Source organism: Arthrobacter sp. P1_B9 (assembly GCF_056406495.1).
In genome coordinates this window covers 1-20,961 of sequence record NZ_JBFUAA010000023.1, presented here as the reverse complement: position 1 = coordinate 20,961, position 20,961 = coordinate 1, and the positions used below count along the sequence as shown (strand labels likewise).

The 20,961-nt window shown below is 67.2% G+C and carries 21 protein-coding genes and 1 pseudogene; 14 read left to right on the top strand and 8 right to left on the bottom strand.

Features of this window, described 5'->3' with window-relative positions; genetic code table 11:
* Positions 1-7 precede the first annotated feature (7 nt).
* Complete coding sequence (locus tag AC1D1A_RS20730) at positions 8-346, bottom strand: hypothetical protein (protein WP_230007274.1); 339 nt, start codon at positions 344-346, stop codon at positions 8-10.
* A 203-nt stretch (positions 347-549) separates the two neighbouring features.
* A complete protein-coding gene (locus AC1D1A_RS20725) occupies positions 550-930 on the bottom strand; it encodes a PepSY domain-containing protein (RefSeq protein WP_476874340.1) in 381 nt (126 codons plus the stop codon).
* Positions 931-1,094: 164 nt separating this feature from the next.
* Between AC1D1A_RS20725 and AC1D1A_RS20720 the strand changes: the two genes are divergently transcribed.
* The 3 genes and pseudogenes from AC1D1A_RS20720 to AC1D1A_RS20710 all read left to right on the top strand — a co-directional run bounded on the left by AC1D1A_RS20720 (position 1,095) and on the right by AC1D1A_RS20710 (position 7,185).
* Positions 1,095-2,567: a DUF3375 family protein gene (locus AC1D1A_RS20720; protein ID WP_476874341.1), complete on the top strand. Its 1,473-nt coding sequence runs from the start codon at positions 1,095-1,097 to the stop codon at positions 2,565-2,567.
* 2 nt (positions 2,568-2,569) lie between these two features.
* Positions 2,570-3,448, top strand: a pseudogene (locus AC1D1A_RS20715) (DUF4194 domain-containing protein); the annotation flags it as partial.
* Between the two features lie 212 nt (positions 3,449-3,660).
* Positions 3,661-7,185, top strand: a complete 3,525-nt coding sequence (locus AC1D1A_RS20710) for an ATP-binding protein (protein ID WP_476948600.1) — start codon at positions 3,661-3,663, stop codon at positions 7,183-7,185.
* 96 nt (positions 7,186-7,281) lie between these two features.
* Here AC1D1A_RS20710 and AC1D1A_RS20705 read toward each other — a convergent pair whose 3' ends face one another.
* Together AC1D1A_RS20705 and AC1D1A_RS20700 are read right to left on the bottom strand one after the other, a co-directional pair.
* Positions 7,282-7,776 (bottom strand): FBP domain-containing protein, encoded by a 495-nt coding sequence (locus tag AC1D1A_RS20705; protein ID WP_476851702.1) that lies wholly within the window; start codon positions 7,774-7,776, stop codon positions 7,282-7,284.
* Positions 7,777-7,895: 119 nt separating this feature from the next.
* Entirely contained in the window at positions 7,896-8,024 is a 129-nt protein-coding gene (locus AC1D1A_RS20700) for a hypothetical protein (RefSeq protein WP_476851701.1), read from the bottom strand.
* Positions 8,025-8,277: 253 nt separating this feature from the next.
* Between AC1D1A_RS20700 and AC1D1A_RS20695 the strand changes: the two genes are divergently transcribed.
* From AC1D1A_RS20695 to AC1D1A_RS20670, 6 genes are all read left to right on the top strand, one after another.
* On the top strand, positions 8,278-9,387 hold the full coding sequence (locus AC1D1A_RS20695; protein WP_476948599.1) for an iron-siderophore ABC transporter substrate-binding protein: 1,110 nt from the start codon (positions 8,278-8,280) through the stop codon (positions 9,385-9,387).
* Between the two features lie 9 nt (positions 9,388-9,396).
* Positions 9,397-10,461 (top strand): FecCD family ABC transporter permease, encoded by a 1,065-nt coding sequence (locus AC1D1A_RS20690; protein ID WP_476948598.1) that lies wholly within the window; start codon positions 9,397-9,399, stop codon positions 10,459-10,461.
* A gap of 134 nt (positions 10,462-10,595) precedes the next feature.
* Entirely contained in the window at positions 10,596-11,633 is a 1,038-nt protein-coding gene (locus tag AC1D1A_RS20685) for a FecCD family ABC transporter permease (RefSeq protein WP_476948608.1), read from the top strand.
* Between the two features lies 1 nt (position 11,634).
* Positions 11,635-12,465, top strand: coding sequence for an ABC transporter ATP-binding protein (locus tag AC1D1A_RS20680; RefSeq protein WP_476860471.1), 831 nt, complete (start codon positions 11,635-11,637; stop codon positions 12,463-12,465).
* A gap of 119 nt (positions 12,466-12,584) precedes the next feature.
* Positions 12,585-13,607: a siderophore-interacting protein gene (locus AC1D1A_RS20675; RefSeq protein ID WP_476860472.1), complete on the top strand. Its 1,023-nt coding sequence runs from the start codon at positions 12,585-12,587 to the stop codon at positions 13,605-13,607.
* 377 nt (positions 13,608-13,984) lie between these two features.
* On the top strand, positions 13,985-14,839 hold the full coding sequence (locus AC1D1A_RS20670; protein ID WP_476872324.1) for an SGNH/GDSL hydrolase family protein: 855 nt from the start codon (positions 13,985-13,987) through the stop codon (positions 14,837-14,839).
* A gap of 10 nt (positions 14,840-14,849) precedes the next feature.
* On the opposite strand, the gene AC1D1A_RS20665 is transcribed toward AC1D1A_RS20670, so the two are convergent.
* Entirely contained in the window at positions 14,850-15,137 is a 288-nt protein-coding gene (locus AC1D1A_RS20665; RefSeq protein ID WP_018776102.1) for a YciI family protein, read from the bottom strand.
* Positions 15,138-15,239: 102 nt separating this feature from the next.
* Between AC1D1A_RS20665 and AC1D1A_RS20660 the strand changes: the two genes are divergently transcribed.
* Together AC1D1A_RS20660 and AC1D1A_RS20655 are read left to right on the top strand one after the other, a co-directional pair.
* Positions 15,240-15,719 carry a MarR family winged helix-turn-helix transcriptional regulator gene (locus AC1D1A_RS20660; protein WP_223915074.1) on the top strand — a complete coding sequence of 160 codons (480 nt, stop codon included), beginning with the start codon at positions 15,240-15,242 and terminating at the stop codon, positions 15,717-15,719.
* A gap of 82 nt (positions 15,720-15,801) precedes the next feature.
* On the top strand, positions 15,802-16,563 hold the full coding sequence (locus tag AC1D1A_RS20655) for an SGNH/GDSL hydrolase family protein (RefSeq protein WP_028276862.1): 762 nt from the start codon (positions 15,802-15,804) through the stop codon (positions 16,561-16,563).
* Between the two features lie 9 nt (positions 16,564-16,572).
* Here AC1D1A_RS20655 and AC1D1A_RS20650 read toward each other — a convergent pair whose 3' ends face one another.
* From AC1D1A_RS20650 to AC1D1A_RS20640, 3 genes are read right to left on the bottom strand one after another with little or no spacing between them, the layout of a single operon-like run.
* A complete protein-coding gene (locus AC1D1A_RS20650) occupies positions 16,573-17,343 on the bottom strand; it encodes an FAD:protein FMN transferase (protein ID WP_476872329.1) in 771 nt (256 codons plus the stop codon).
* 40 nt (positions 17,344-17,383) lie between these two features.
* Complete coding sequence (locus AC1D1A_RS20645; protein ID WP_476872325.1) at positions 17,384-17,899, bottom strand: FMN-binding protein; 516 nt, start codon at positions 17,897-17,899, stop codon at positions 17,384-17,386.
* Positions 17,896-19,338: a ferredoxin reductase family protein gene (locus AC1D1A_RS20640; RefSeq protein WP_476872326.1), complete on the bottom strand. Its 1,443-nt coding sequence runs from the start codon at positions 19,336-19,338 to the stop codon at positions 17,896-17,898. The genes AC1D1A_RS20645 and AC1D1A_RS20640 overlap by 4 nt, the downstream gene beginning before the upstream one ends.
* Positions 19,339-19,839: 501 nt before the next feature.
* On the opposite strand from AC1D1A_RS20640, the gene rpmB reads away from it, so the two are divergent.
* Genes rpmB through rpsN form a run of 3 tightly spaced genes read left to right on the top strand, consistent with a single transcriptional unit; the run spans position 19,840 to position 20,553 of the window.
* Entirely contained in the window at positions 19,840-20,076 is a 237-nt protein-coding gene (gene rpmB, locus AC1D1A_RS20635) for a 50S ribosomal protein L28 (protein WP_011693744.1), read from the top strand.
* Entirely contained in the window at positions 20,076-20,243 is a 168-nt protein-coding gene (gene rpmG / locus AC1D1A_RS20630) for a 50S ribosomal protein L33 (protein ID WP_003798558.1), read from the top strand. Before rpmB ends, rpmG begins: the two co-directional genes overlap by 1 nt.
* A gap of 4 nt (positions 20,244-20,247) precedes the next feature.
* A complete protein-coding gene (gene rpsN / locus AC1D1A_RS20625) occupies positions 20,248-20,553 on the top strand; it encodes a 30S ribosomal protein S14 (RefSeq protein WP_026266887.1) in 306 nt (101 codons plus the stop codon).
* Positions 20,554-20,961: the final 408 nt, after the last annotated feature.

Here is a 20,961-nt window from a genome sequence, read left to right as displayed (position 1 = left end):
GGACCCTTCAGCTGTCCCGCAATACTACTCGCGGGTAAGTGCCTGTGCTAGGGGAGGCCTGGCCCGGAAAGTCGGACCGGAAGTCCGTGCCGAAGTCGACCTGGAAATCGGCGGGCATCTCCACCGTTGAGGCGTGGTGGACCAGCCGGTCCCAACCGTGGTTGATGCCGTGGACCAGGCCCACCAGCGCGCCGGCCACGAGGTACCAGGCGAGCCGGCCGACACCGACCAAAACCATGGCCGCGAACGCGGACACCATCATGAAGGCGCCGATCATCACGGCAAACACGAGGGTTCCAATGACCACCATCGTGCCGGTTTCCACTGCGCTTAGGTCGAACTGCATTCTTCCCCCTGCACCATTGCTCCGGTTGAACCAGTAGCCCGAGCGTAGGGTGCCGTGGGCGGGCTGAACTAGGGTCCTTGGACGGTGGCGGCCTCTTGATACGGGATCGAAATGCTACCGGGGCGTAGGTCACGGCTGGGTTGCGGCACCCTCACCGATCGCGGGGGTCGCACCGTTTGTCAGTGCCGGGAGGCTGCCCGGTGTCAGTCTTCGTCGTGTTCAGGGGCGCTCTGGCTCATGACCCGGAAGTCCGCGCCGAGGGCGACTTCGACCTGGGACCCGTCGTTGAGGCGTACCTCGACCTCGTAGGCCGCGCCGGAGTCGTCATCGCGCTCCACTTCGGTGACGCTGCCCTGGCCCACCTTCGCCAACGCGGCCTGTGTTGCCATGGCACGGTCGGCGTCACTGAGCGCCGGCCCATCGGAATCGTCACCGATCTCGAAGTTCCCGATCTTGGCGGTGAGGGCGCCCGCACTTCCGGACCAGACATCCCTGGCCTGGGTGGCCCCGACCGCAATTGACGCTCCCCCCAGCACCACCGCTGCAGAGGCCGCCCCCGTGATCCAGATCGTTCTCTTGCGCATGATCGTCTCCCTTCGGCTGGTCATTCCAGTGTGCGCCGACATAGGGGCGCAGACAACGATGAATGCGGACGGGGCCCTGCGTTAACCTTGTAGCTGGCAGTTTTTAGAATCCGCTGCCCCGCAACGCCACCCCAAACCATCCCCTGGCAGCCGAAGGAGAGCGCGTGTCCCGTTCCGCCGTGTCATCAGCCGACGCCATCAGCACCCGGCTCCGGGACCTTGAGCTCCTTACCAAGGGACCTGCCTGGGCGCTGACGCGTTCGGCGCCTTGGGTGATCGCCGTGCTCCAGGCTTCCTTCACCCGCACGCGCGCGCAGCTGCCGCTGGAACAGTTCCACGCCGACGTCGACGCCTTCCTCGAGCAGCTCCGCCGGCAGGCCCCCGGCACGGGAGAGCATCACAGCGGCTCGGCCAACGGCACACTTTCCGGAAAGAAATACGCGGACGAATGGACCCGCAAGAACTTCCTGACCCGCCGGAACCAGTCGGGTCAGATCGTTTACGAAGTCACGGAGCCTGCTGCCCGCGTCCTGGCTTTCCTGGACAGCCTCTCCAGCGAGCGGTCCACGCTGAACGGCTCCCGGCTCGGCACACTGCTGGGCGACGTCGAGAAGCTCGCAAACGAGACCAACCCGGACCAGAGCGCACGCATTGAATCCCTCGAAGAGGAGATCGACGAGCGCCGCCAGCTGATGGAAGACATCAGCTCCGGCGATTTCGACGGGCTGCTCGACGACGACGAGGCCGTGGAGGCGGCAGGCAACATCCTCGATCTCGCGGCCAGCCTGCCCGCGGACTACAAGAAGATGCGTGACCGGATCGAAGAGCTCGTGGGGGAGCTGCGCAACCAGATCATCGAGGAATCGCTCAGCAAGGGCGCCACCATGGCCCAGGTGCTCGAGGCCGACAAGCGGCTGCGGCAGAGCCCCGAAGGCCGGACGTTCCGCTCCTTCACCGCGTTCCTGGAGGACCCGCAACAGCAGCTGAGGTTCCGGTCGGCGATCGGCGAAGTCCTGAGCCGGCAGTTCGCGGACGAGCTCAGCCACGATGAACGCGAGACGCTCAAGAACCTTGTGGCCGAACTCCGCACCCAGCACAGCCAGATCCAGCGGATCTACGGCAAGCTCAGCGAGAGCCTCAACACCTACGTCCAAAGTGACGACTTCCGGCAGTCGGTCCGGCTCCGGAAGGTCCTGCGCGAGGCTGAGCAGGCGATCCGCACCCTGCCGTACGAGCGCGAACGGCCCGGCCTGGTCCGCGGCCCGGTGCTGTTCAGCGCCGGTTTCGAGTCCCTGGCCATGGTCAAGCTCTTCGACCCTGACGAATTCGCGGCTCCACCCAAGCTGGCCGACCCCATCGCGTTCTCCGACTCGGACCGGGCGCGCTCGCCCCGGACCGCCAAGGCCAAGCCGGAGGCCATCCGCGCCGCGCTCGCGGGGGCCTCAACCCTTACCGAGGCCTGGGCGCAGCTGCCGGCAGAGGAACGCCACATCAACTCCATCCGGGCCCTGTTGTCGCAGACCCTCCACGAAGGTGCCGGCTTCGACCGGGGGACCTGGGGCCCCATCGAATTCGAACAAATCGACGGCACCACCCGCACCGCTTACCTGCCCGTCGTCACGCTCGCGAAGGATTGACCATGACTGAAGAGACTGTGACCGAGACCCTGACCGAGACCACGACAGAAACCACGGCAGAGACCGCGACCGAGACCCTGGCAGAGACCGCGGCGGCGGACCCGCAGTCCGCGCCCGAGTCTGCGCCTGCGGACAGCGATGGCGCCCACGTCCGCAGCGACCCCTTCATCGTCACCCCCCGGGACACGTTTGTCGACGGCGCCGCACTCTTCCCGGGCGACACCGGCGTACTGCCCATGAAGGTGCGGCAGGCGCTCGTGAAGCTGCTCAAGGGCCCCTACATCGACGGCGGCCGCGACGAAAAGCTGTGGACCACGCTCCTGGACAACCAGCTGATCCTGCGCAGCCGCCTCTCCGAACTCTTCCTCACGCTGCAACTGGACCACGAGCGTAAGGTCGCCGTCCTGCGCCCGGTTGACCCCGAGGCGATCGGCGGCAGTACGCGTTCCAGTATCCTGCGCCAGCAGCGTGCCCTGAGCCGGGTCGAGACCATCGTCCTGCTCCGCCTGCGCCTGCTCCTGGACCGGCACGTCACCGCCCAGACGGACCCGACGATCACGCGCGAGGAAATCGCCGAACTCGTCGCCCACTACCAGCCCACCGGCCAGCAGGACGCCCTGCGCGATGCCGACGTCGTCAATCGCGCCATCACCAAGCTCCTGGCCCGCCAGCTCCTGCTCGCCACGGGCCTGGACGAGGTCTACACCATCTCCAACGCCCTCCCGCTGGCCCTGCCGTTCGAAAACATCGGCGACATCCCGGCCCAAATCGAAGCCCTGGTGGCAGCCAGCACAGACCAGTCGGGAACGGAGCCGCTCCTGGAGCTCGACACAGACACCTCGGCAAACGCGGAGGAAGACCCGGACGACGACGGCGATGCCGTCGCCGAACGTGACGTGAACAGCGGCACCGCAGTCGCTGCGGACGCCCACGGTGACCCGTACAACGACGACGGCGATGCCGCCCCGGGAGTGGCATCGGGCCTGTCGGAGCCGCGCGCTGAGCTGATCGAAGATCAGCTGCGCGTCGCAGGGGCGGGGGCGGCATCGCCGTCGTCGTCACCCAGCCACACTGAAGAAGCCGAGGAGACCAAGTGAGCATCGCAACCATGCTGCCCATGGGTGAGCTCACGAACCCCGGCCAGATGCGCCTGGCCCTGGTCCAGGTGGTCAACTGGGGCACATTCCATGGCGCCCACACGATGCACGTGGACCGCAACGGCACACTGCTGACCGGCAATTCGGGCGTCGGAAAGTCCACGCTGTTCGATGCCATGCTTCGGGTCTTCGACGCCCGTCCCCGCTCCAACGAAGCGGCTGCACAGCGGGCAGGCGGCGCTGTCGAGGACAAGCGCACCACGTTCACGTACATGCGCGGCAAGGTAGGCGACAAGGCCGTGGGAGAGGGCTCGGCGAGTGCGTTCCAGCGCCCCGGCGCGACCTGGTCCGCCGTCGCGCTGACGTTCGACAACGCCGCCGGCACGCGGGTGACGGTTTCGGCGCTTTTCGACCTGCCCAAGAACGGCACGGAATCCAGCGTCGGCCGGTACTACGTGATCGATAACAAGCCGCTGGACCTCGCGGCGATCGAGGGCATCGCGGAGAAGCGGTTCACCAAGTCTGCGCTGGACGCGATCTTCCCGGACGCCCAGATCTTCGACGTCCACAAGGCCTTCGCCGAACGATTCCGCCGGCTTCTCGGCATCAATTCGGATCAGGCCCTTCCGCTGCTGCGCGTTATCCAGGCCGGCAAGGGTCTCGGGGGCAGCGTCAACACCTTCTTCCGCGACCAGGTCCTCGATGCCCCTGCCACGCTGGCCGCGGCGGATGACGTCGTCGAGGAATTCAGCAACCTCATGTCCATCCGGCAGCGCCTCGAGGACGTCCGGCAGCAGCGCGACCAGCTGGCCCCCGTCCCCGGGCTGAATAAGGAATACGCGCAGGCGCTCCTGGACGCGAACCGGCTGCGGGACCTAACAGGTGAGGAATTCGAGGCTTACAGGCAGCAGCTCGCGGTCACAGTCCACGAGAAGACCCTGGCGCGGCTGAAGGAGCTGGCCCAGGCGAAGGCCACGGACCTGGCCGCCGAACGCGCTGTCCGTGACGGCTTCGCCAAGGAACTGCGCCAGCTGGAGGGCGAGTACAACAACCAGGGCGGCAACGCGATTTCCGCGATCGAGCAGTCCCTGGAGAACGCCCGGGTGGGGCTCAAGCTCCGGCAGGAAGTCGAGGCATCGACCCGCAAGGCGCTGACCGACGCCGGGCTGGAACTGCAGTGGTCGGCCGCCGGCTGGGATCAGGCCCACGAGCACGCCGCGGCACGCTCGGCTGAGCTCCAGGACGATTCCGAGGCGCTCAAGGAACTGCGCTTCGAAGCCTTTGATGGCCACGCCACCCGGAAGCGCGAACTCGCCGCGGCCCAGCAGGAGCTCGTCTCGCTGAAGACGCGCAAATCGTTGCTGCCGCCGTCGAGCATTGAAAACCGGAGCGCCATTGCCGCTGCCACGGGCGTGCCCGAGGAGCAGATGCCTTTCGGCGGCGAGCTGATCGACCTTGCCGAGGGCCAGGAACAGTGGCGCCCGGCTGCCGAGCGCGCGCTGCGGAGCCTGGCCACCACGCTGCTGGTCCCGGGCGAGCACTTCGCGGCAGTCACCCGTTACCTCAACGACCATTCCGTGCGCGGGGCGCTGCGTGCCGTGGACGTCTCCCGGCCCCTGGCCGGCGGCGCGCTGGCCGTCGAGGACGTGGCCGATCGCGACCTGCTGACCAAGCTCAGTTTCCTCACCGATGCCGGGCTGCCGGCCGGGCCACACGCCCAGGCGCTTGCGCAGTCCAGCGCCTGGCTCCGCGAACGGATTGCCCTCGACTTCGCCTACCCGTGTGTGGAAAACCCGGACGAGCTCGCCGGCCTGGACAAGGGCCTGAGCCTGGGCGGTGTGGTCAAGCGCAACCGCCACACAGTGGAAAAGGATGACCGCTTCACATCCCGCCAGGACTACGTCCTCGGGTTCGACAATGCCGCCAAGCTCGAACTGGTGGCGGCCCAGGTTGAGGACCTGCAGCAGGAGCTGGCCAAGGCCGCCGAGCTGGCGCAAAGCCGGGAAGAGTCGCACCAAGGCATGACCCGGCAGCTTGAAGCCTTGCGCCGGGTGGCCGAGGACCACCGGCCCTGGGAACAGGTGTCGGCCGCCGTGGCCGGCGAGGAGCTCGCCCGGATCGAGAAGCGCCTCAAGGACGCCCTCGCCGCACAGGCCGACCTCGAACCGCTCCGCGCCAGCATCGAAGGCGCGCGGCACAAGCACCAGTCCAGCACCGAATCCGCGGCCGTGCTGCAAAGCGAGTACAAGGCCCTCGATGCGCGCATCACCGCCGCTGGTGCGCTGCTCGATGCCGCACGCACCCGGCTGGCGCAGGCACCGCCGTCGGACGCCGGCGTCGCCGCGCTGGAACCGTACTTCACCGGCTTCGGTGACGTCCTGGAGATGCACGAACTCGACAACCTCGCCAACCAGGTCCGCACCAGGCTCCTGGCCGAACTGCACGTCGCCGAGTCCCGCGGGCAGGCCACCTCGGAGCGCCTCACCCGCATTTTCGAGGGTTTCGTCCGGGAGTGGGGCACGGCGATATCCGCGGACCACGGCACCTCGATCGGCGCCGCGGGGGAGTTCGAATCCCGCTACCACGCGATTGTCAGCGACGGGCTGCCCGCCCAGGAGGCCGAGTTCCGGCAGTTCTTCAACCAGCGGACGCACGAATCCTTTTCCACCCTGCTGCACCTGCTCGACGAGGAGCGGCGCGCCATCACGAGCCGCATCCTGCCGCTGAACGGGATCCTGTCCGAGGTCAACTTCCACGAGGGCAGCTTCCTGGAACTCGACATCAAGCAGACGCTGCCGGCGACGGCGAAGCAGTTCAAGGACGCCATCCAGAACGCGCTCAAGGTCCGGCACACCCGGCCCGGCAAGGCGGTCACTGTAGCGTCCGCTGCGGCGTCCGCTGCAGCGTCCGGAGCGGAGGGGGGCGACGACGCCGAGCTCACCACCCGCTACAAGTCGCTCGAAACGCTCGTGAAGCGGCTCGGCTCGCAGACCCCGGAGGACCGCCGCTGGCGGGCCGAAGTGCTGGACGTCCGCGGCCACCTGTTCATCCAGTGCAAGGAACACCGCGAAGTCCAGGTTGCCGGCGCCAAGGGGGCAGCGAAGGGCGCGAAGAAGACCGAGGTCTACATGCACGCGGACACCGGCTCCATGTCCGGTGGCGAGCGGCAGCGCTTCACCGCATTCATCATGGCGGCGGCGCTGAGCTACCAGCTGGGCATCGCCGAGCAGGGCTTCACCACGTACGGCACGGTCATGATGGACGAGGCCTTCGTGCTCGCCTCGGAGGAATTCGCCGGCGCGGGCATCAAGGCGCTGCATGAGTTCGGCTTCCAGCTCCTGCTGGCCGCGCCGGAGAACGTCATCGACCTTTCCCGGCACCTTGGCTCGGTGACGGAGATCCTCCGGGACAAGCGCACCAACCGTTCCGGTGTCCTGACGGCTCCGGTGATCGCCGCACGTCCGGGCACGGAGGGCACCTGGCGCTCCGAGGCGAACCCCGTGGACATCGTCCTGCGCTGACCGCACCCCTCTCCCTTGAAGCAACGCGGGGTCATTTACGGCCCATAAACGCCACCGTAATGGGCCGTAAGAGACCCCGCGTTGCTTGTGTCGGGGCTAATTGCCTTGGACGCGCTCCACGAACTGGGCCGTGCGGGCCACCAGCCCTTCGATCTGCCGCAGCACGACCGCGGCCGGGTCCGGGTTGATCTCGTTGGCCGCAGGCTCCACCCTGACATTGCGGCAGCACAGGAAATCGGCGCAGATCAAGGTGCCCAGCGTGTTGCCGTTGCGGCCGGACTGCCCGGCGCGCTTGGCCACCCACAGCAGGACGTCGTCCTTGGAGAACACGTCCCGGCACAGCTCGCAGAGCACGGAACGGTTCTTCTTGGCCCCGCCTTCAGGGGCCCGGAGCATGATGCCGGTGGGACCCTTCGGCCCCTGCACCACGAGATAGCCGCGGAGGGGCATCTTCGCGTCCCGCCAGGCCAGGAAGTCCAATGCTTCCCAATCCAGGGTGTCGAAGCTCTTGGGCAGATTGAGTTTGGCGGCTTCTGAGCGGCTCGCGTTGATGAAGGACGAGCGGATCTGCTGCGCCGTGAATTTTTGCATGACGGACACTTTCGAAAATCGGATGGCTCCGGCCAGACGGGCGCGCGGCGCGCCAGGCGGATTGTGGGCAGAAGACTGCCAGCCTGCAACTCCGGTGTGGGGCAAGGCGTCTCGCGGGACTAGTCCGTGCTGGTCCGGGACTTCGCGGGAAGGGCCTGCGCGGGCGGGGCTGGCAGGAGCGCGGGCGCGTAGCAGGCCACAGCGGCCACCCCGCTGACCGTGGCAACAGTCATCGTCGCGATGTCCATGCCCACTTCCCCCGTCCCAACACATCACCGGTTCCGATTATCCGGCGAGCCCATCCTTGCAAAGCCCGGGATTCGTGTCCAGTTCGCATTCCGCACCCGGCGGCTGGGCCTTGAGTAGTGCAACGAGGGGCGCATCGATGCTCCGGTGCACTTCAAAGGGCAATTGAGACAATTACGTTACTCAAACCTTTCTTAATTCTACAAAGGATAGGCTAGCCTTACTTAGGTTTGCATCACTTACCTAAGGAGTTCCGTGGCTTCCGCCCTTTTCACCCGTTCAGGCGGCCGCCCCGCCGGCCGCCGCCTCCGCAAGAGCGCAGGGCGGGCCGCAGCCCTCCTGGCCGCCGTCGCGCTGACCCTGACCGCCTGCTCTACCGGACCTGCCGGCTCGGCGGCGGCGGACGCTCCCTCCCAGCCGGCCAGCACCGTCTTCCCGGTGACCATCAAGCACGTCTTCGGCGAGACCACCATCAAGGAACAGCCCAAGCGCGTAGTCACCGTTTCCTGGGTCAACGACGACGTCGCGATCGCCCTCGGCGTGGTTCCCGTGGGCGTGCCTAAGAACGAATGGGGCGGTAACGACAAGGGCTCCACACCGTGGAAGGACGCCGCACTGGAAGAGCTCGGCGCCGGGTTCGGTTCCGCGAAGGCTCCCGTCCAGTTCTCCGAGGCTGACGGCATCAACTTCACCGAGATCGCCAAGCTGAACCCTGACGTCATCCTCGGCGCCTACTCCGGCCTAACGGAGGAGGACTACAAGAAGCTCAGCGAGATCGCCCCCGTCGTGGCGCACCCGGAGCTGGCCTACGGCACGCCGTGGCAGGACTCCACCGCCATCATCGGCAAGGCCCTTGGCAAGGAAGTCGAAGCCGCCAAGCTGGTCTCCGACACCGAGGCCACGATCAAGGACAAGGTCTCCAAGTACCCCCAGATCGCCGGCAAGTCCTTCATCTACGGCAACCTGGAACCGGACAAGAGCGACGGCGTCAACGTCTACACCGCCAACGACAACCGTCCCCGCTTCCTCAACGAAATCGGCATGAAGCTCGCATCCGTTGTCGAGGACAACTCCAAGGGCTCCAAGGAATTCTTCATCCCGTGGTCCGCCGAAAAGGCCAACGAACTCACCTCGGACATCTTCGTGACCTGGGTGCCGGATGCCGCCACCACCGACTCCATCAAGGCTGACCCGCTGCTGGGCCAGATCCCGGCCGTCAAGACCGGCGCGCTGGTTGCCGACTCGAACAACACGCTGACCCTGTCCATCTCCGCTTCCTCGCCGCTGAGCCTGCCGTGGTCCCTGGACACGTTCCTGCCGCAGCTGGCCGGCGCCGCGGACAAAGTCGCCGCCGCAGCGAAGTAACACGCTTCCATGACAATCAGTACGGCGACGGCGCCCGCCGGCAGTGTGCCCGGCGCACCTGTCGCCCCCGCCGGGAGGAAAGCCGCCAAGCAGGCCGCCTGGCTGCTGGCCGCCGTCGTCGTCCTTGTCTTGGTCTTCGCGGCGTCCCTGGCTGTGGGTGCCCGCGGAGTCCCGCTCGGCACCGTCTGGCAGGCCCTGACGCAGTACGATCCCGCTGACGGCGACCACGCCGTCATCCACGCCCGCGTCCCCCGCACCGTGCTGGGTCTGTTGGCCGGCGGCGCCCTCGGACTGGCTGGCGCGGCCATGCAGGGGGTGGCCCGCAACCCGCTCGCGGACCCGGGGATCATCGGTGTCAACGCCGGCGCGGCCCTCTCCGTCGTCACCGGGATCTACGTCTTCGGCGTCTCGTCCCTGACCGGCTACATCTGGTTCGCGTTCATCGGCTCCGCGGCAGCCGCCGTCGTCGTCTACCTGATCGCGTCACTTGGCAGGGAAGGCGCGACGCCGGTCAAACTGGCACTGGCCGGCGCGGCCCTGAGCGCGGGGCTGTATTCGCTGATGAACGTCGTCCTGGTCTCCAGCCAGGACACCCTGGACCGGTTTCGCTTCTGGCAGGTGGGCGGGATCGCCGGCCGGGACTGGTCTGTGGTGCTGCCCGGGCTGCCGTTCCTGGCCGCCGGGGCGCTGATTGTGCTGTTCACCGGACGGATCCTTAACAGCCTGGCCCTCGGGGATGACATCGCCCGCGGCCTGGGCCAGCGCGTCGGACTGGTCCGCGCCGTCACCGCGCTGGGCATTGTGCTGCTCTGCGGCTCGGCCACGGCGCTGGCCGGGCCGATCGGATTCGTCGGCCTGGTGGTTCCGCACGCCGTCCGCTTCCTGACCGGCCCGGACTACCGCTGGATCCTGCCGTTCTCGCTGGTCCTGGCAGCGGTGCTGCTCCTGCTGTCGGACGTGGTGGGCCGTGTCATCCTGTTGCCCGGCGAAGTCCCGGCGGGCATCATGACGGCGCTGGTGGGTGCGCCTGTCTTTGTGTGGCTGGTCCGCCGCGGGAAGGGGGCAGGGCTGTGAGCAAAGCAGACCTCGCCAACGTCAGGCGCGAGCTGGGGGAGAACGCACCCGCCGAGCGCGAACTGGCCGAACCGGCCGGCCCGGTCCGCGCCAATGTGGGGCCGCTGCGCAGTGCGCTGATGGGCCGTGTGCTGATGGGCCGTGTGTCGATGGGCCGGACGGCCTTGCTGGCCTTCGCCGTCGTTGTGCTCCTCGCCGTCAGCATCCTGCTGGGCAGCTACACCGTCACCGTCCCGGACTTCGTCAGGATCCTCACGGCCCACCTCACCGGTGGCGAGAGGATCCCCGGCGCCAGCTTCATCGTGATGGAAACCAAGCTGCCGCGGGCAGTCATCGGCACCATGATCGGCATTGCCTTCGGGCTCTCGGGCACCCTGTTCCAGACGATGCTGCGCAATCCACTGGCCAGTCCCGACGTGATCGGCATCAGCTACGGGGCCAGCGCGGCCGCCGTCACCGCCATCGTCGTTTTCGGCGCCTCCGGAGCGGCGGTGTCCGGCGCGGCACTGTGCGGGGCCGTGGCGGTAGCCGTCCTGATCTACACAATCTCGCGCAGCGGTTCCCTCGGATCTGGCGGCGGCAATCACTCCAACACAGCCGGAAGCCGGCTCATCCTGGCCGGCATCGGCATCGCCGCGGCACTGAACGCCGTGGTCAACTTCCTCATGACGCGGGCCGATATCCGCACCGCGGCCGAGGCCCTGATCTGGCTGAACGGATCCCTGAATTCCGCCAGCTGGGACCGTGCCGGAGTGCTGGCCCTGGCGCTTCTGGTCCTGGTGCCCGCCGCCGCCCTCCTCGCCGGCCCGCTGCGGATCCTGGAACTCGGAGACGACGCCGCCGCCGGGCTCGGCATCCGGGTGGGCATCACCCGGCTGGGCGTGGTGGCCGTTGCCGTCACCCTCGCCGCCGTCGCCACTGCAGCCGCCGGGCCCGTGGCCTTCGTCGCCTTCCTGGCCGGCCCCATCGCGCGCCGCTTCACGGGCAAGGCCAGTCTTCCGGCCGGCGCGTTCGTCGGCGCCCTGATTGTCCTGGCCGCCGACTACTTCGCCGCCAACATCGCCCCCCTGCTGCTGGACGGCACCGTCCTTCCCGTCGGTGTGGTCACCGGCGCGCTGGGAGCACCGTTCCTGCTGTGGCTCCTGGTCACGGCCAACCGAAAGGACGCCTGACATGGCAGTTCTCAACGCCAAGGACCTGACGCTGCAGTACGACCAGCGCCGGGTGGTGGAAGGCCTCACGGCGGAGATTCCCGAGGGGAAGGTGACAATGATCGTGGGCGCCAACGCCTGCGGCAAATCCACGCTCCTCCGCGGCCTGTCCAGGCTGCTGAAGCCGGCCGGCGGCACCGTGACCCTGGACGGCAAGGACATCCATTCCCGCCCGGCCAAGGAACTCGCCCGCATCCTCGCCCTGCTCCCGCAGCACCCCACCGCCCCCGACGGCATTCTGGTCCGGGATCTCGTGGGCCGCGGACGCTACCCGCACCAGGGGTTCTTCCGCAGCTGGAGCGCGGGTGACGATCTCGCTGTGCACCGTGCGCTGGAAGTCACCGAAACCCTGGAGCTCGCCGAACGCAACGTCGACGAACTCTCGGGCGGGCAGCGTCAGCGCGTCTGGATCGCGATGGCGCTGGCCCAGGAAACCGACGTTCTGCTGCTCGACGAGCCAACCACCTACCTGGATCTGGCCCACCAGGTGGAGGTCCTGGACCTGATCACGGACCTGAACCGGCGCCGCGGCACCACCGTGGCAATCGTCCTGCACGACCTGAACCTGGCGGCCCGGTATGCGGACCACATCATCGCCATGAAAGGCGGACGGATCGTGGCCGAGGGCACCTCCGCCGACGTCGTCACCGAGGACCTGGTCCGAGACGTCTTCGGCCTGGACTCGCGGGTGCTGCCCGACCCCATTTCCGGCACGCCGTTGATCATCCCGCTCGGCCGGCACCACGCCGAGTTCCCAAAATCAGAAACAGCAACCCTGGAGTTGGTCCCATGAGGGCAGTTAACAGCAGTGCAACAGCCGGCAGTGCAACGGGCGGCACTGCAGCAGGCAGCAGCCAGTCGCGGATACGCCGTACTCCCTCTGGCGTAAGCAGCCAGCCGCCCAGCCAACCAATGACCCTGGCGTTCGACGTGACGGTCGCCGCGGTGCAGGAGCTCAGCCCCAACTTCCGCCGGATCACCTTCGGCGGATACTCCCTGCGTGGCTTCGGCGTCCACGGCGAAACCCTGGACCTGCGCGTGAAGCTGATGATCCCGTCCCTTGCCGGGGACAGCACCCAGCTGCCGCTGCCGGTGTTCCACATGGAGCAGTCCGGCTGGTACCAGGAATGGCTGGCCATGGATCCCGCGATCCGTGGCTCCATGCGCACCTACACAGTGCGGCAGGAACGCCTCGACTCCGTGTATCCGGAGATCGACGTCGACTTTGTCATGCACTTCGACGCCGCCGGAAACGGCGGGCCCGCCGCGAACTGGGCCCTGAACGCCAGGCCCGGCGACGCCCTCACCCTCATTGGACCCAACAACCGGGCCGCGCACTGTGTCACGGGGGAGACCTACTCCGGCATCGAATGGCGGCCGGGCCTGGCCCAGCGCGTACTGCTTGCCGGTGACGAGACCGCTGTCCCGGCCATCAGCGCCATCCTGGAAAGCCTCCCGTCGTACATCAGCGGACATGCGTTTCTTGAGGTCCCCGAGCCCGGCGACTTCCTGGATCTGAGGTCCGACGCCGACGTCGAAATCACCTGGCTGGCACGCGGCGCCTCGATCGGCCGCTCACGTCCGCACGGCGAACTCCTGCAGGAAGCCGTCCGCGCCGCTGTTCCCGAACCCGGCTGGGTCGGCCTCCGGCCGCCCTCTGATTCTGCGGCCGGCGGCGGGGCAGGGCCCGAACCCGATGACGTGAACGTGGACCAGGACATCCTCTGGGAGACCCCCGCCCGGATGGACGCCGCGATGATCGGAGCCGGCAAGAACCCGGACAAGCCCGCCGGGGCACTGCCGTTTTACGCCTGGATCGCCGGCGAAGCGGGCACCGTCAAGGAGTTGCGGCGGTACTTGGTGCGGGACGTGGGGATTGACCGGAAACAGGTCGCGTTCATGGGGTACTGGCGGCAGGGGAAAGCCGAGCTCTAACCGACGCTCCCGCAGGTCCTGCGGTTCTCACCCCGACGCTCCCGCAGGTCCTTCCGGGCTTACGCCCGCCACCGCTCCTTTGCCGTCGCTCGCGGTGTGCAGGTTGCTGTGCGGCTTCGCCCGCAATCGCTGCTTTGCCGTCGCTTAGACACCTCCTGCGGCCGCGGGCGGCCTTAGTCGGCGATGCGCTCCTTTGCAAAGCGGCGATTGCGGTCTTGGGGGTGGGTTACCTTCAGTGCGGCCCGGGTGACATTAAGGACACTCGCCGGTTGCGGTTGCGGTTGCGGTTGCGGTTGCGGTTGCGGCTCGCTCGGCCGGTCATCTTGGGTTAACTCTCCCTTTCCCTGGCCGCTTTTTGCGGGGGTTAGTTTGGACGGATGGGTTCAGTTCCTTTGCTTCCGGATCGGGGTGGGCGGCGGGTCTTTGTTGCCTTGGGGGATTCCTTCACCGAGGGCGTGGGGGACTACGATCCCCGCTTCCCCAACGGCGTGCGGGGCTGGGCAGACCGGGTTGCGGAGAGGCTGGCCAAGGCGCAGCCGGGGTGGGAGTACGCCAATCTGGCCATCCGCAGCAAACGGCTGCGTCACATCGCCGGCGAACAGCTCGGTCCCGCCGTGGCCATGGAGCCGACCCTCGTCACGCTCTACGCGGGCGGCAACGACATCCTGGATTTCGGCACGGACATCGGGGCCCTCATGCGGGACTACGAGTCCCTGGTGGCTGCGCTCGCCGGCACGGGGGCAACGCTGGTGCTCTTCACCGGCTTCGACGTCAAGGTCTCGGCGCTGCTGGAGCCGCTGAAGAAACGCAACGCCTTCTATAACCGGCGCGTCCGCGAGATCGCCGGCCGCTACGGCGCGGTGCTGGTGGACTACTGGTGCTTCGACGCCTTCCATGACCCGCGGATGTGGGATTCGGACCGGCTGCATATGTCCAAGGCAGGCCACAAATACCTCGCCTCACAGGTCCTGGACCACCTCGGCGTGCCGCACAAGATCAAACCCAGGGATTGGGAACCGCCCGTGAAGCCGGGCCTGCGGGAGTGGGAACGCCGGCAGCGCCGCTGGGTCCGCGACTGGGTATTGCCGTTGTTCGGGCGGAAGCTCCGCGGCGTTACCCTCGGCGATCAGCTCCGGCCGCGCTGGCCCGAACCCGTGCGGGTCCCGCGCAAGGGCGGCCTGAAGAAACTGCTGTACGACCAGCGCGCCAGCGGCCAGTCCGGCGCCGGGTAGCCGCCGGGACTCAGCTGTCCAGCAGGTTTTCGTAGCCCGGAGCCACCCTGTTGGCGTGGAACTCCATGACCTCGAATTCAGCCACACCGTTGACGTAGAACGGGTCCTTGGCCAGGGCGGCGTCAAGGCTGGCCCGGTCCGCGTTCGAGAGCAACAGACCGCCGGTGCGGGGGATTTTGCGCCCCGCGACCATGAAGACGCCGTCGTCGAAGGCTGCCTGCAGCCACGTCACGTGCGCCGGAAGATGGAACTCCACAATGTCCTCGGGGACTTTGTATGTCAGGGAGACTACGTACATGCGGCCAGCCTACCGGTAGCTGGCCACGGACAGGCGGGAAGTTTTCCGGAAATGCCCGGCTGAAGTTGAATCGTCAAGCTTCCAGTCTCCTAGAATGTAGCCATGACCGAACCCCGCTGGCTCAACGCCGACGAACGACGGGCCTGGCTGGCCCAGCTCAGCATCAACACCATGCTGCCGGCCGCCCTGGACACCCAGCTCCACGCCGCGGGCAAGCTTTCCCTGTTCGACTACAACGTGCTGGCGATGCTTTCCGAGGCCGAAGGGCGCTTCCTGCCCATGAGTGAGCTCGCCGCGCGCACCAGCGCCTCCCTGTCCCGGCTCTCGCATGTGGTCACCAAGCTGCAGAACCGCGGCTGGCTGGAGCGCAGGCCGCACCCGGGCGACGCCCGCGTGACCACGGCCCACCTGACCGATGCCGGGATGCAGACGATTGTGAAACTCGCCCCGGGCCATGTTGAGGCGGTCCGCTCACTGTTCCTCGACGCCCTGAGCCCCGAGGACGTCGCGGACCTGGCCCGGATCGGCGAAAAGATCGTGGCCCGACTCGACGACGACCACTGGATCCTGCGCGACATCTAAGCGCGACAGCCGAAGGCGCCGCAGTCCGACGTCGGACTCCCCCGTCTTTGTTGCTCACGGCAACTGCTGGCAGACTGGATCCATGGATTTCACGTCCCGCTATGTGGCCCTTGGAGACTCCTTCACGGAAGGCGTCGGCGACGACGACCCTACCCGGCCCAACGGCGTCCGGGGCTGGGCGGACCGGGTGGCAGAGGGGCTTGGCGCCGCCGATCCCGGCTTCGGGTACGCGAATCTTGCCATCCGCGGCCGGAAACTCCGCCAGATCCTGGCCGAACAGGTCGATGCCGCCGTCGCCCTCCATCCCACCCTGGTCAGCATCTACGCTGGCGCCAACGACATCCTCCGGCCCAAGGTCGACATCGATGACCTGCTGGCCGAATACGATGCCGGGATCCGCAAGCTCACGGCCACCGGCGCCACCGTGGTGATGTTCACCGGCTTCGACGCGCGGGGCTCCAAGATTTTCGGCACCATGCGCGGCCGTACGGCCATCTACAACGAACTGGTTCGCGGCATCGCCGGGGACCACGGGGCCCTGCTGGTCGACTACTGGCGTTTCAGCGAGTACTACGACTGGGGCATGTGGGCCACGGACCGGATGCACATGTCTGCCGCCGGCCACGCGAACATGGCCAAGCGCGTCCTCACGGTGCTGGCACACGAGCACTCGATTGACGTCCCGCCCATGACGCCGGTTCCCGAGCTGAGCCGGGTGGATGCCCTCCGCGCGAATGCCCGGTGGGTCCGCGAATTCGCCGGCCCGTGGGTTGTCCGGCGCGTCACCGGCAAGTCGTCCGGCGACGGCCTGGAGCCGAAGTACGGCCAGCTGACCCACCTCTAGAACGGCACCCTAGGCGCGGAACCCCGGCGTCGCGAGCAGCTCCCCGTTGCGGCGGACGGCGAGGACATCGATCTCCCAACCGTCCGTGGCCCGGTGCAGCATCGCGGTCCCGCCGGCCACGATCGCCGTCGCGAGCACATCGGCGGTGACAATGTCCGCCGCAGCCACGGAGACCTGGGCGAACCCGGCGCCGGAGAAGCCCGCGGTCCGGCTTCCGGCTCCCGCTGCCCAGATATGGTCACCCCGCTCCGCTGAGCCCGACGTCGCAAGGGCGCACCGGGTGCCAGGTCCGCCCAGCTCGTAGGCGGCAAGCAACGCCGAGCGGTCCATCGGGTCAACAACGCCGGCCGCCCACCCGGTTCCGCTGCCCGGCACGGGCGAGCCCATCACCAGCACGTCGCCGCCGGCATTCAGGCACCAGTCGGTGATCCCGCGGCTCCGCAATGCCTCACCGGCCTGCCCGATCGCGTAGCCCTTGATAAGCCCCGAAAGGTCCAGCACACCGTCGGGCCGCTCCGGGGAGAACGCGCCCTCCGTCCTGAGCCGCCAGCCGAGCGACTCCGCGTAGCGGTCCCGCATCGCGGCGGATGAGTCCCGCAGGGAAAGCTCGCCGCGCGCCAGCCGGCTGGCCTCGGAGTCGGGGCGGTACAGGCTGAAGGTTTCGTCCAACCCGGCAAAGACGCGCTCGACGGCGGCGCTTGCGGCGTAGAGCCCGCCCTCCCCGCCCGCAGTTTCCGGGACGGCCGCCGCTGGAACGGTCAGGCTGATGACTGTGCCCATCGAGCCAAACGTCCTGGCCCGCAGGGCAGAGCCGCCCAGCTCAGAGGTTGGCTGCATCGAGGGCCGCCTGCAAGGAGTTCAAGTACGCCTCGGAAGTCACCGTGGCACCACTGATGGTCTGCACATCCGCGGACTGGGATTGGAGCACTTCGGCGCGCAGGAGCGGGGCGGCCCGGTTGCTGATCTGCACGGACTTTCGTTCAGCATCGGTCAGCTGCAGCGCCGTGACGTCGGTGATCTTTCCGGCTTGAACCGTGATTTGCACCTGCACGGAGCCGAACCGGGTCTGGACGACCGAGCCAGGGTACGTCCCTACGGCCTTGGCCGAGGCCCCTGTGGTGCCCGCACCCGACGCGCCGGACGTTCCGCTTGAGCCGGAAGAACCCGTGGACCCGGACGTTCCGCTTGAGCCAGACGAACCCGTGGACCCGGTGGTCCCGGCGGCCGCGCTTGCGACGGAGCTGCCGGTATCGGCTACATGGACGCCGGACTGCCAGCCGGCGATGAGGATGCCGGCGGAGGCCAGGGCGGCTGAAACTGCTGCGCGGGTTCTCACCAGTCGAACCTTTCGTAGTGGATTTGGTCTTCCCGGACGCCGGCTGCGCGGGCGTCTTCAAGCACGTTGTCTGCCCAGGCGGAGGGGCCGCAGACGTACACGTCGGCGTCGGCGATCTTCGGGTCATAACTGGCAAGCCGGTGGCCGGCACGGGCGGCGTGCTCCGGAAGCCAGGTCTGGATGCCGGCCGGGCGGGAGCCGGTCAAGTGGAAGAGCGTGGCGCCGCGGCGCCGGCAGAGATCGAGGATCTCCTCGCCCAGGTAGAGCTCGGATTCACTGTGGCCGCGGAGGATGACAGTGGCGTTGCCGGGCTGGAATGGCGTGCTCTCCAGCAGGGCACGAACCGGCGTGATGCCAATTCCGGCTCCCACCATGACCACATGGGTGCGGCTCCGCGCGGACGTGCTGAACAGCCCGTACGGTCCCTCCACTGCCACCTTGGTGCCGGGCTTCAGCGACGCCAGCTGGGATGACCCCTTGCCCAGGTTGCGGACAGTGATCCTCAGCGTGCCCTGGCCGGCGGCGTCGAAGTGGACGGGTTCGGCGGACAGGCTGAACGGATGCGGATGCCACCACAGGCCCGGAGCCAGGAACCGCCAGATAAAGAACCGGCCGCCACTGCCTGTCAGCTCGTCCAGTCGAAGACCGGACATTTCAATGCTGACCACCCCGGGGGCCACCCGCACCACGCGCTTGACGGTCAACTGGTGCCTGAATGTTGCCACCACAGGCTGGACCACCCGGTAGTAGAGGAGCGCGGCGCCGGTCGCGATGCAGAGGGCCAGCCAGTACCAGCGCTGCCAGGTTCCCTCGGCAAAGAGAGCGCCCACGCTGAACTGGTGGGGGAGTGAGGTCAGCACGGCCGCGTATGTCAGGAGGTGGACGGCGTACCAGAATTCGTAAGGGAACCGACGTCGGACGGCTACCAGGGAGGTGACGACGACGGCGATGAACAGGAGCATGGAAATGTAGGCTAGCCACATGTCAGGCACAAGGACCCAGAGGGCAACCGACTCGCTGACGGGGTCCAGCCCTTCCGCCATGCCGTAGCCGATCGCAATGAGGACTCCGTGGGCCAGCAGCAGGTACAGGGCCGGTTTGCCCAGCTTGCGGTGAAACTCAAGGGCGCGGTCGTGGCCGACTGTCTGGTCGATGAGTGGGATTCGGGCCGCCAGCAGCAGCATGAGAAGCACCAGGTCCATGCCGGCGAGGCCGGCTACAATCCCCAGCGCGGTGAAGGAACCGGCTGGAGTCGAGAAGCCGGCCATTCCGCCGTCGGCCAGCCACAAGGCGACCGCGCCGGCCAGCGACGTCCAGAAAAGGACCGTCAGCAGATCCGCTCTTAGCAACCGCCGGCGGTACTGCGCCCTGAAGGGGTTCGCAACGCCGCCGGAGCTGCGGCGAATCCCGGGACGGTTCGTCAGAAGTTGTGTGTTCATGGATCCAGAATTGCCCCCCTGCCTATCATTTCGCTGTGAAAAGCCTTCGTCGGGCATATGACTCGGGAGGGCACCGGCCCGACGCCTGCACTGGCTGTGGGGCACTGCCCTATACACCATTCAGCGCCGGATTGGCCTTTAAATCGCCGAACTCGTAGACTTGGTAGGCGCTAGGTGGCGCGGAGCGTGCGCAATTGCTCCGGTTGGCAGGACCCGTCTGAAAAATCGACGGTCCTGGCGGCCGGTAGTTAGGGGCTCAAGTTGCGCGCATTCCTGTATTCGCCCAGCATCCCGGCACTTCGCAATGACGGTCCAACAGATCGCCGGCGCCAGGTGCCCGTGGCCCACAATCTTCGCCGCAGTGAGGAAGCAGACGGTTTGTGCCGTCTGAATCCCGCGGACAACGACGGTTGGGGGAGGGGGCCGGATGCGGACGCCGCCCAACGCACGGTCAACGGGAACTCCGTTAGCCGTTTCATTTATTTTTTGAGGAGAGTCGTCATGGCAGCACACTGCCAGGTGACCGGAGCCGAGCCGGGCTTTGGACACAGCATTTCGCACTCGCACCGTCGCAACAAGCGCCGGTTCGACCCGAACATCCAGAAGAAGCGCTACTGGGTTCCGTCCCTGCGCCGTAATGTCACGCTGCAGGTTTCTGCTCGTGGCATCAAGACCATCGACGTACGCGGCATTGACGTAGTCGTCGCCGCCATCCTGGCACGAGGAGTGAAGCTCTAATGGCAAAGGATAAGGACGTACGTCCGATCATCAAGCTGAAGTCGACCGCGGGCACGGGCTACACCTACGTGACGCGCAAGAACCGTCGTAACGACCCGGACCGTCTGGTCCTGAAGAAGTACGACCCCAAAATCCGCCAGCACGTCGAATTCCGAGAGGAGCGCTAAACACATGGCTAAGAAGTCAATGATCGCTAAGAACGAACAGCGTAAAGTCATCGTCGAGCGTTACGCTGCAAAGCGCCTCGAACTGAAGAAGGCTCTGGTTGATCCCAACTCAACCGACGAAGTACGCGAAGCTGCTCGCCTCGGCCTGCAGAAGCTGCCCCGCAACGCCTCGCCGGTACGTCTGCGTAACCGCGACATCATCGATGGCCGTCCGCGCGGTACCTTCCAGAAGTTCGGCATCTCCCGTGTTCGCTTCCGCGACATGGCTCACCGCGGTGAGCTCCCGGGCATCACGAAGTCTTCCTGGTAATTCAGGACTCCTGAAGCCAGTGGCTTGAAGAAGGGCCGGCAACCATTTGGTTGCCGGCCCTTCTCGCGTTTAAGGACTTGGCGGTTTCACGCCCCCCACTGTTCCCTTCGGCGGTGACGCACCACACACTGCGGGCTTACGACGCCGGCGGGCCTGGTTGGGTGGTTTTGGGTTGTGGTGGCGGGGTTTTTGGGTGGTGGGGTGGGTGTGGGGGGTGGAGTTGCGGTGGGGGCGTGGTGGGTGTATTGTTTTCTAAGTCGCCGCGAGGGAGACCAGCGGAAATGCTGGGAACCGGAGGCGGCCAATCCCCTAAATTTCAAGACCGGATCTGGTCGGCGTTTTGTGCGCTCCGGGTTCGGGTGGGGCGGGTTGGATGGTTTGCGGGTCGCGGAAACGCTGATTTGCAAA

Coding starts and splice junctions, on each gene's coding strand:
- AC1D1A_RS20640 (WP_476872326.1), bottom strand. CDS start 19,338: ATGAACACACAACTTCTGACGAACCGTCCCGGGATTCGCCGCAGCTCC.
- AC1D1A_RS20690 (WP_476948598.1), top strand. CDS start 9,397: ATGACAATCAGTACGGCGACGGCGCCCGCCGGCAGTGTGCCCGGCGCA.
- AC1D1A_RS20665 (WP_018776102.1), bottom strand. CDS start 15,137: ATGTACGTAGTCTCCCTGACATACAAAGTCCCCGAGGACATTGTGGAG.
- AC1D1A_RS20700 (WP_476851701.1), bottom strand. CDS start 8,024: ATGGACATCGCGACGATGACTGTTGCCACGGTCAGCGGGGTGGCCGCT.
- rpmB (WP_011693744.1), top strand. CDS start 19,840: ATGGCAGCACACTGCCAGGTGACCGGAGCCGAGCCGGGCTTTGGACAC.
- rpmG (WP_003798558.1), top strand. CDS start 20,076: ATGGCAAAGGATAAGGACGTACGTCCGATCATCAAGCTGAAGTCGACC.
- AC1D1A_RS20705 (WP_476851702.1), bottom strand. CDS start 7,776: ATGCAAAAATTCACGGCGCAGCAGATCCGCTCGTCCTTCATCAACGCG.
- AC1D1A_RS20650 (WP_476872329.1), bottom strand. CDS start 17,343: ATGGGCACAGTCATCAGCCTGACCGTTCCAGCGGCGGCCGTCCCGGAA.
- AC1D1A_RS20670 (WP_476872324.1), top strand. CDS start 13,985: ATGGGTTCAGTTCCTTTGCTTCCGGATCGGGGTGGGCGGCGGGTCTTT.
- AC1D1A_RS20680 (WP_476860471.1), top strand. CDS start 11,635: ATGGCAGTTCTCAACGCCAAGGACCTGACGCTGCAGTACGACCAGCGC.
- AC1D1A_RS20660 (WP_223915074.1), top strand. CDS start 15,240: ATGACCGAACCCCGCTGGCTCAACGCCGACGAACGACGGGCCTGGCTG.
- AC1D1A_RS20730 (WP_230007274.1), bottom strand. CDS start 346: ATGCAGTTCGACCTAAGCGCAGTGGAAACCGGCACGATGGTGGTCATT.
- AC1D1A_RS20675 (WP_476860472.1), top strand. CDS start 12,585: ATGACCCTGGCGTTCGACGTGACGGTCGCCGCGGTGCAGGAGCTCAGC.
- AC1D1A_RS20685 (WP_476948608.1), top strand. CDS start 10,596: ATGGGCCGTGTGTCGATGGGCCGGACGGCCTTGCTGGCCTTCGCCGTC.
- rpsN (WP_026266887.1), top strand. CDS start 20,248: ATGGCTAAGAAGTCAATGATCGCTAAGAACGAACAGCGTAAAGTCATC.
- AC1D1A_RS20655 (WP_028276862.1), top strand. CDS start 15,802: ATGGATTTCACGTCCCGCTATGTGGCCCTTGGAGACTCCTTCACGGAA.
- AC1D1A_RS20725 (WP_476874340.1), bottom strand. CDS start 930: ATGCGCAAGAGAACGATCTGGATCACGGGGGCGGCCTCTGCAGCGGTG.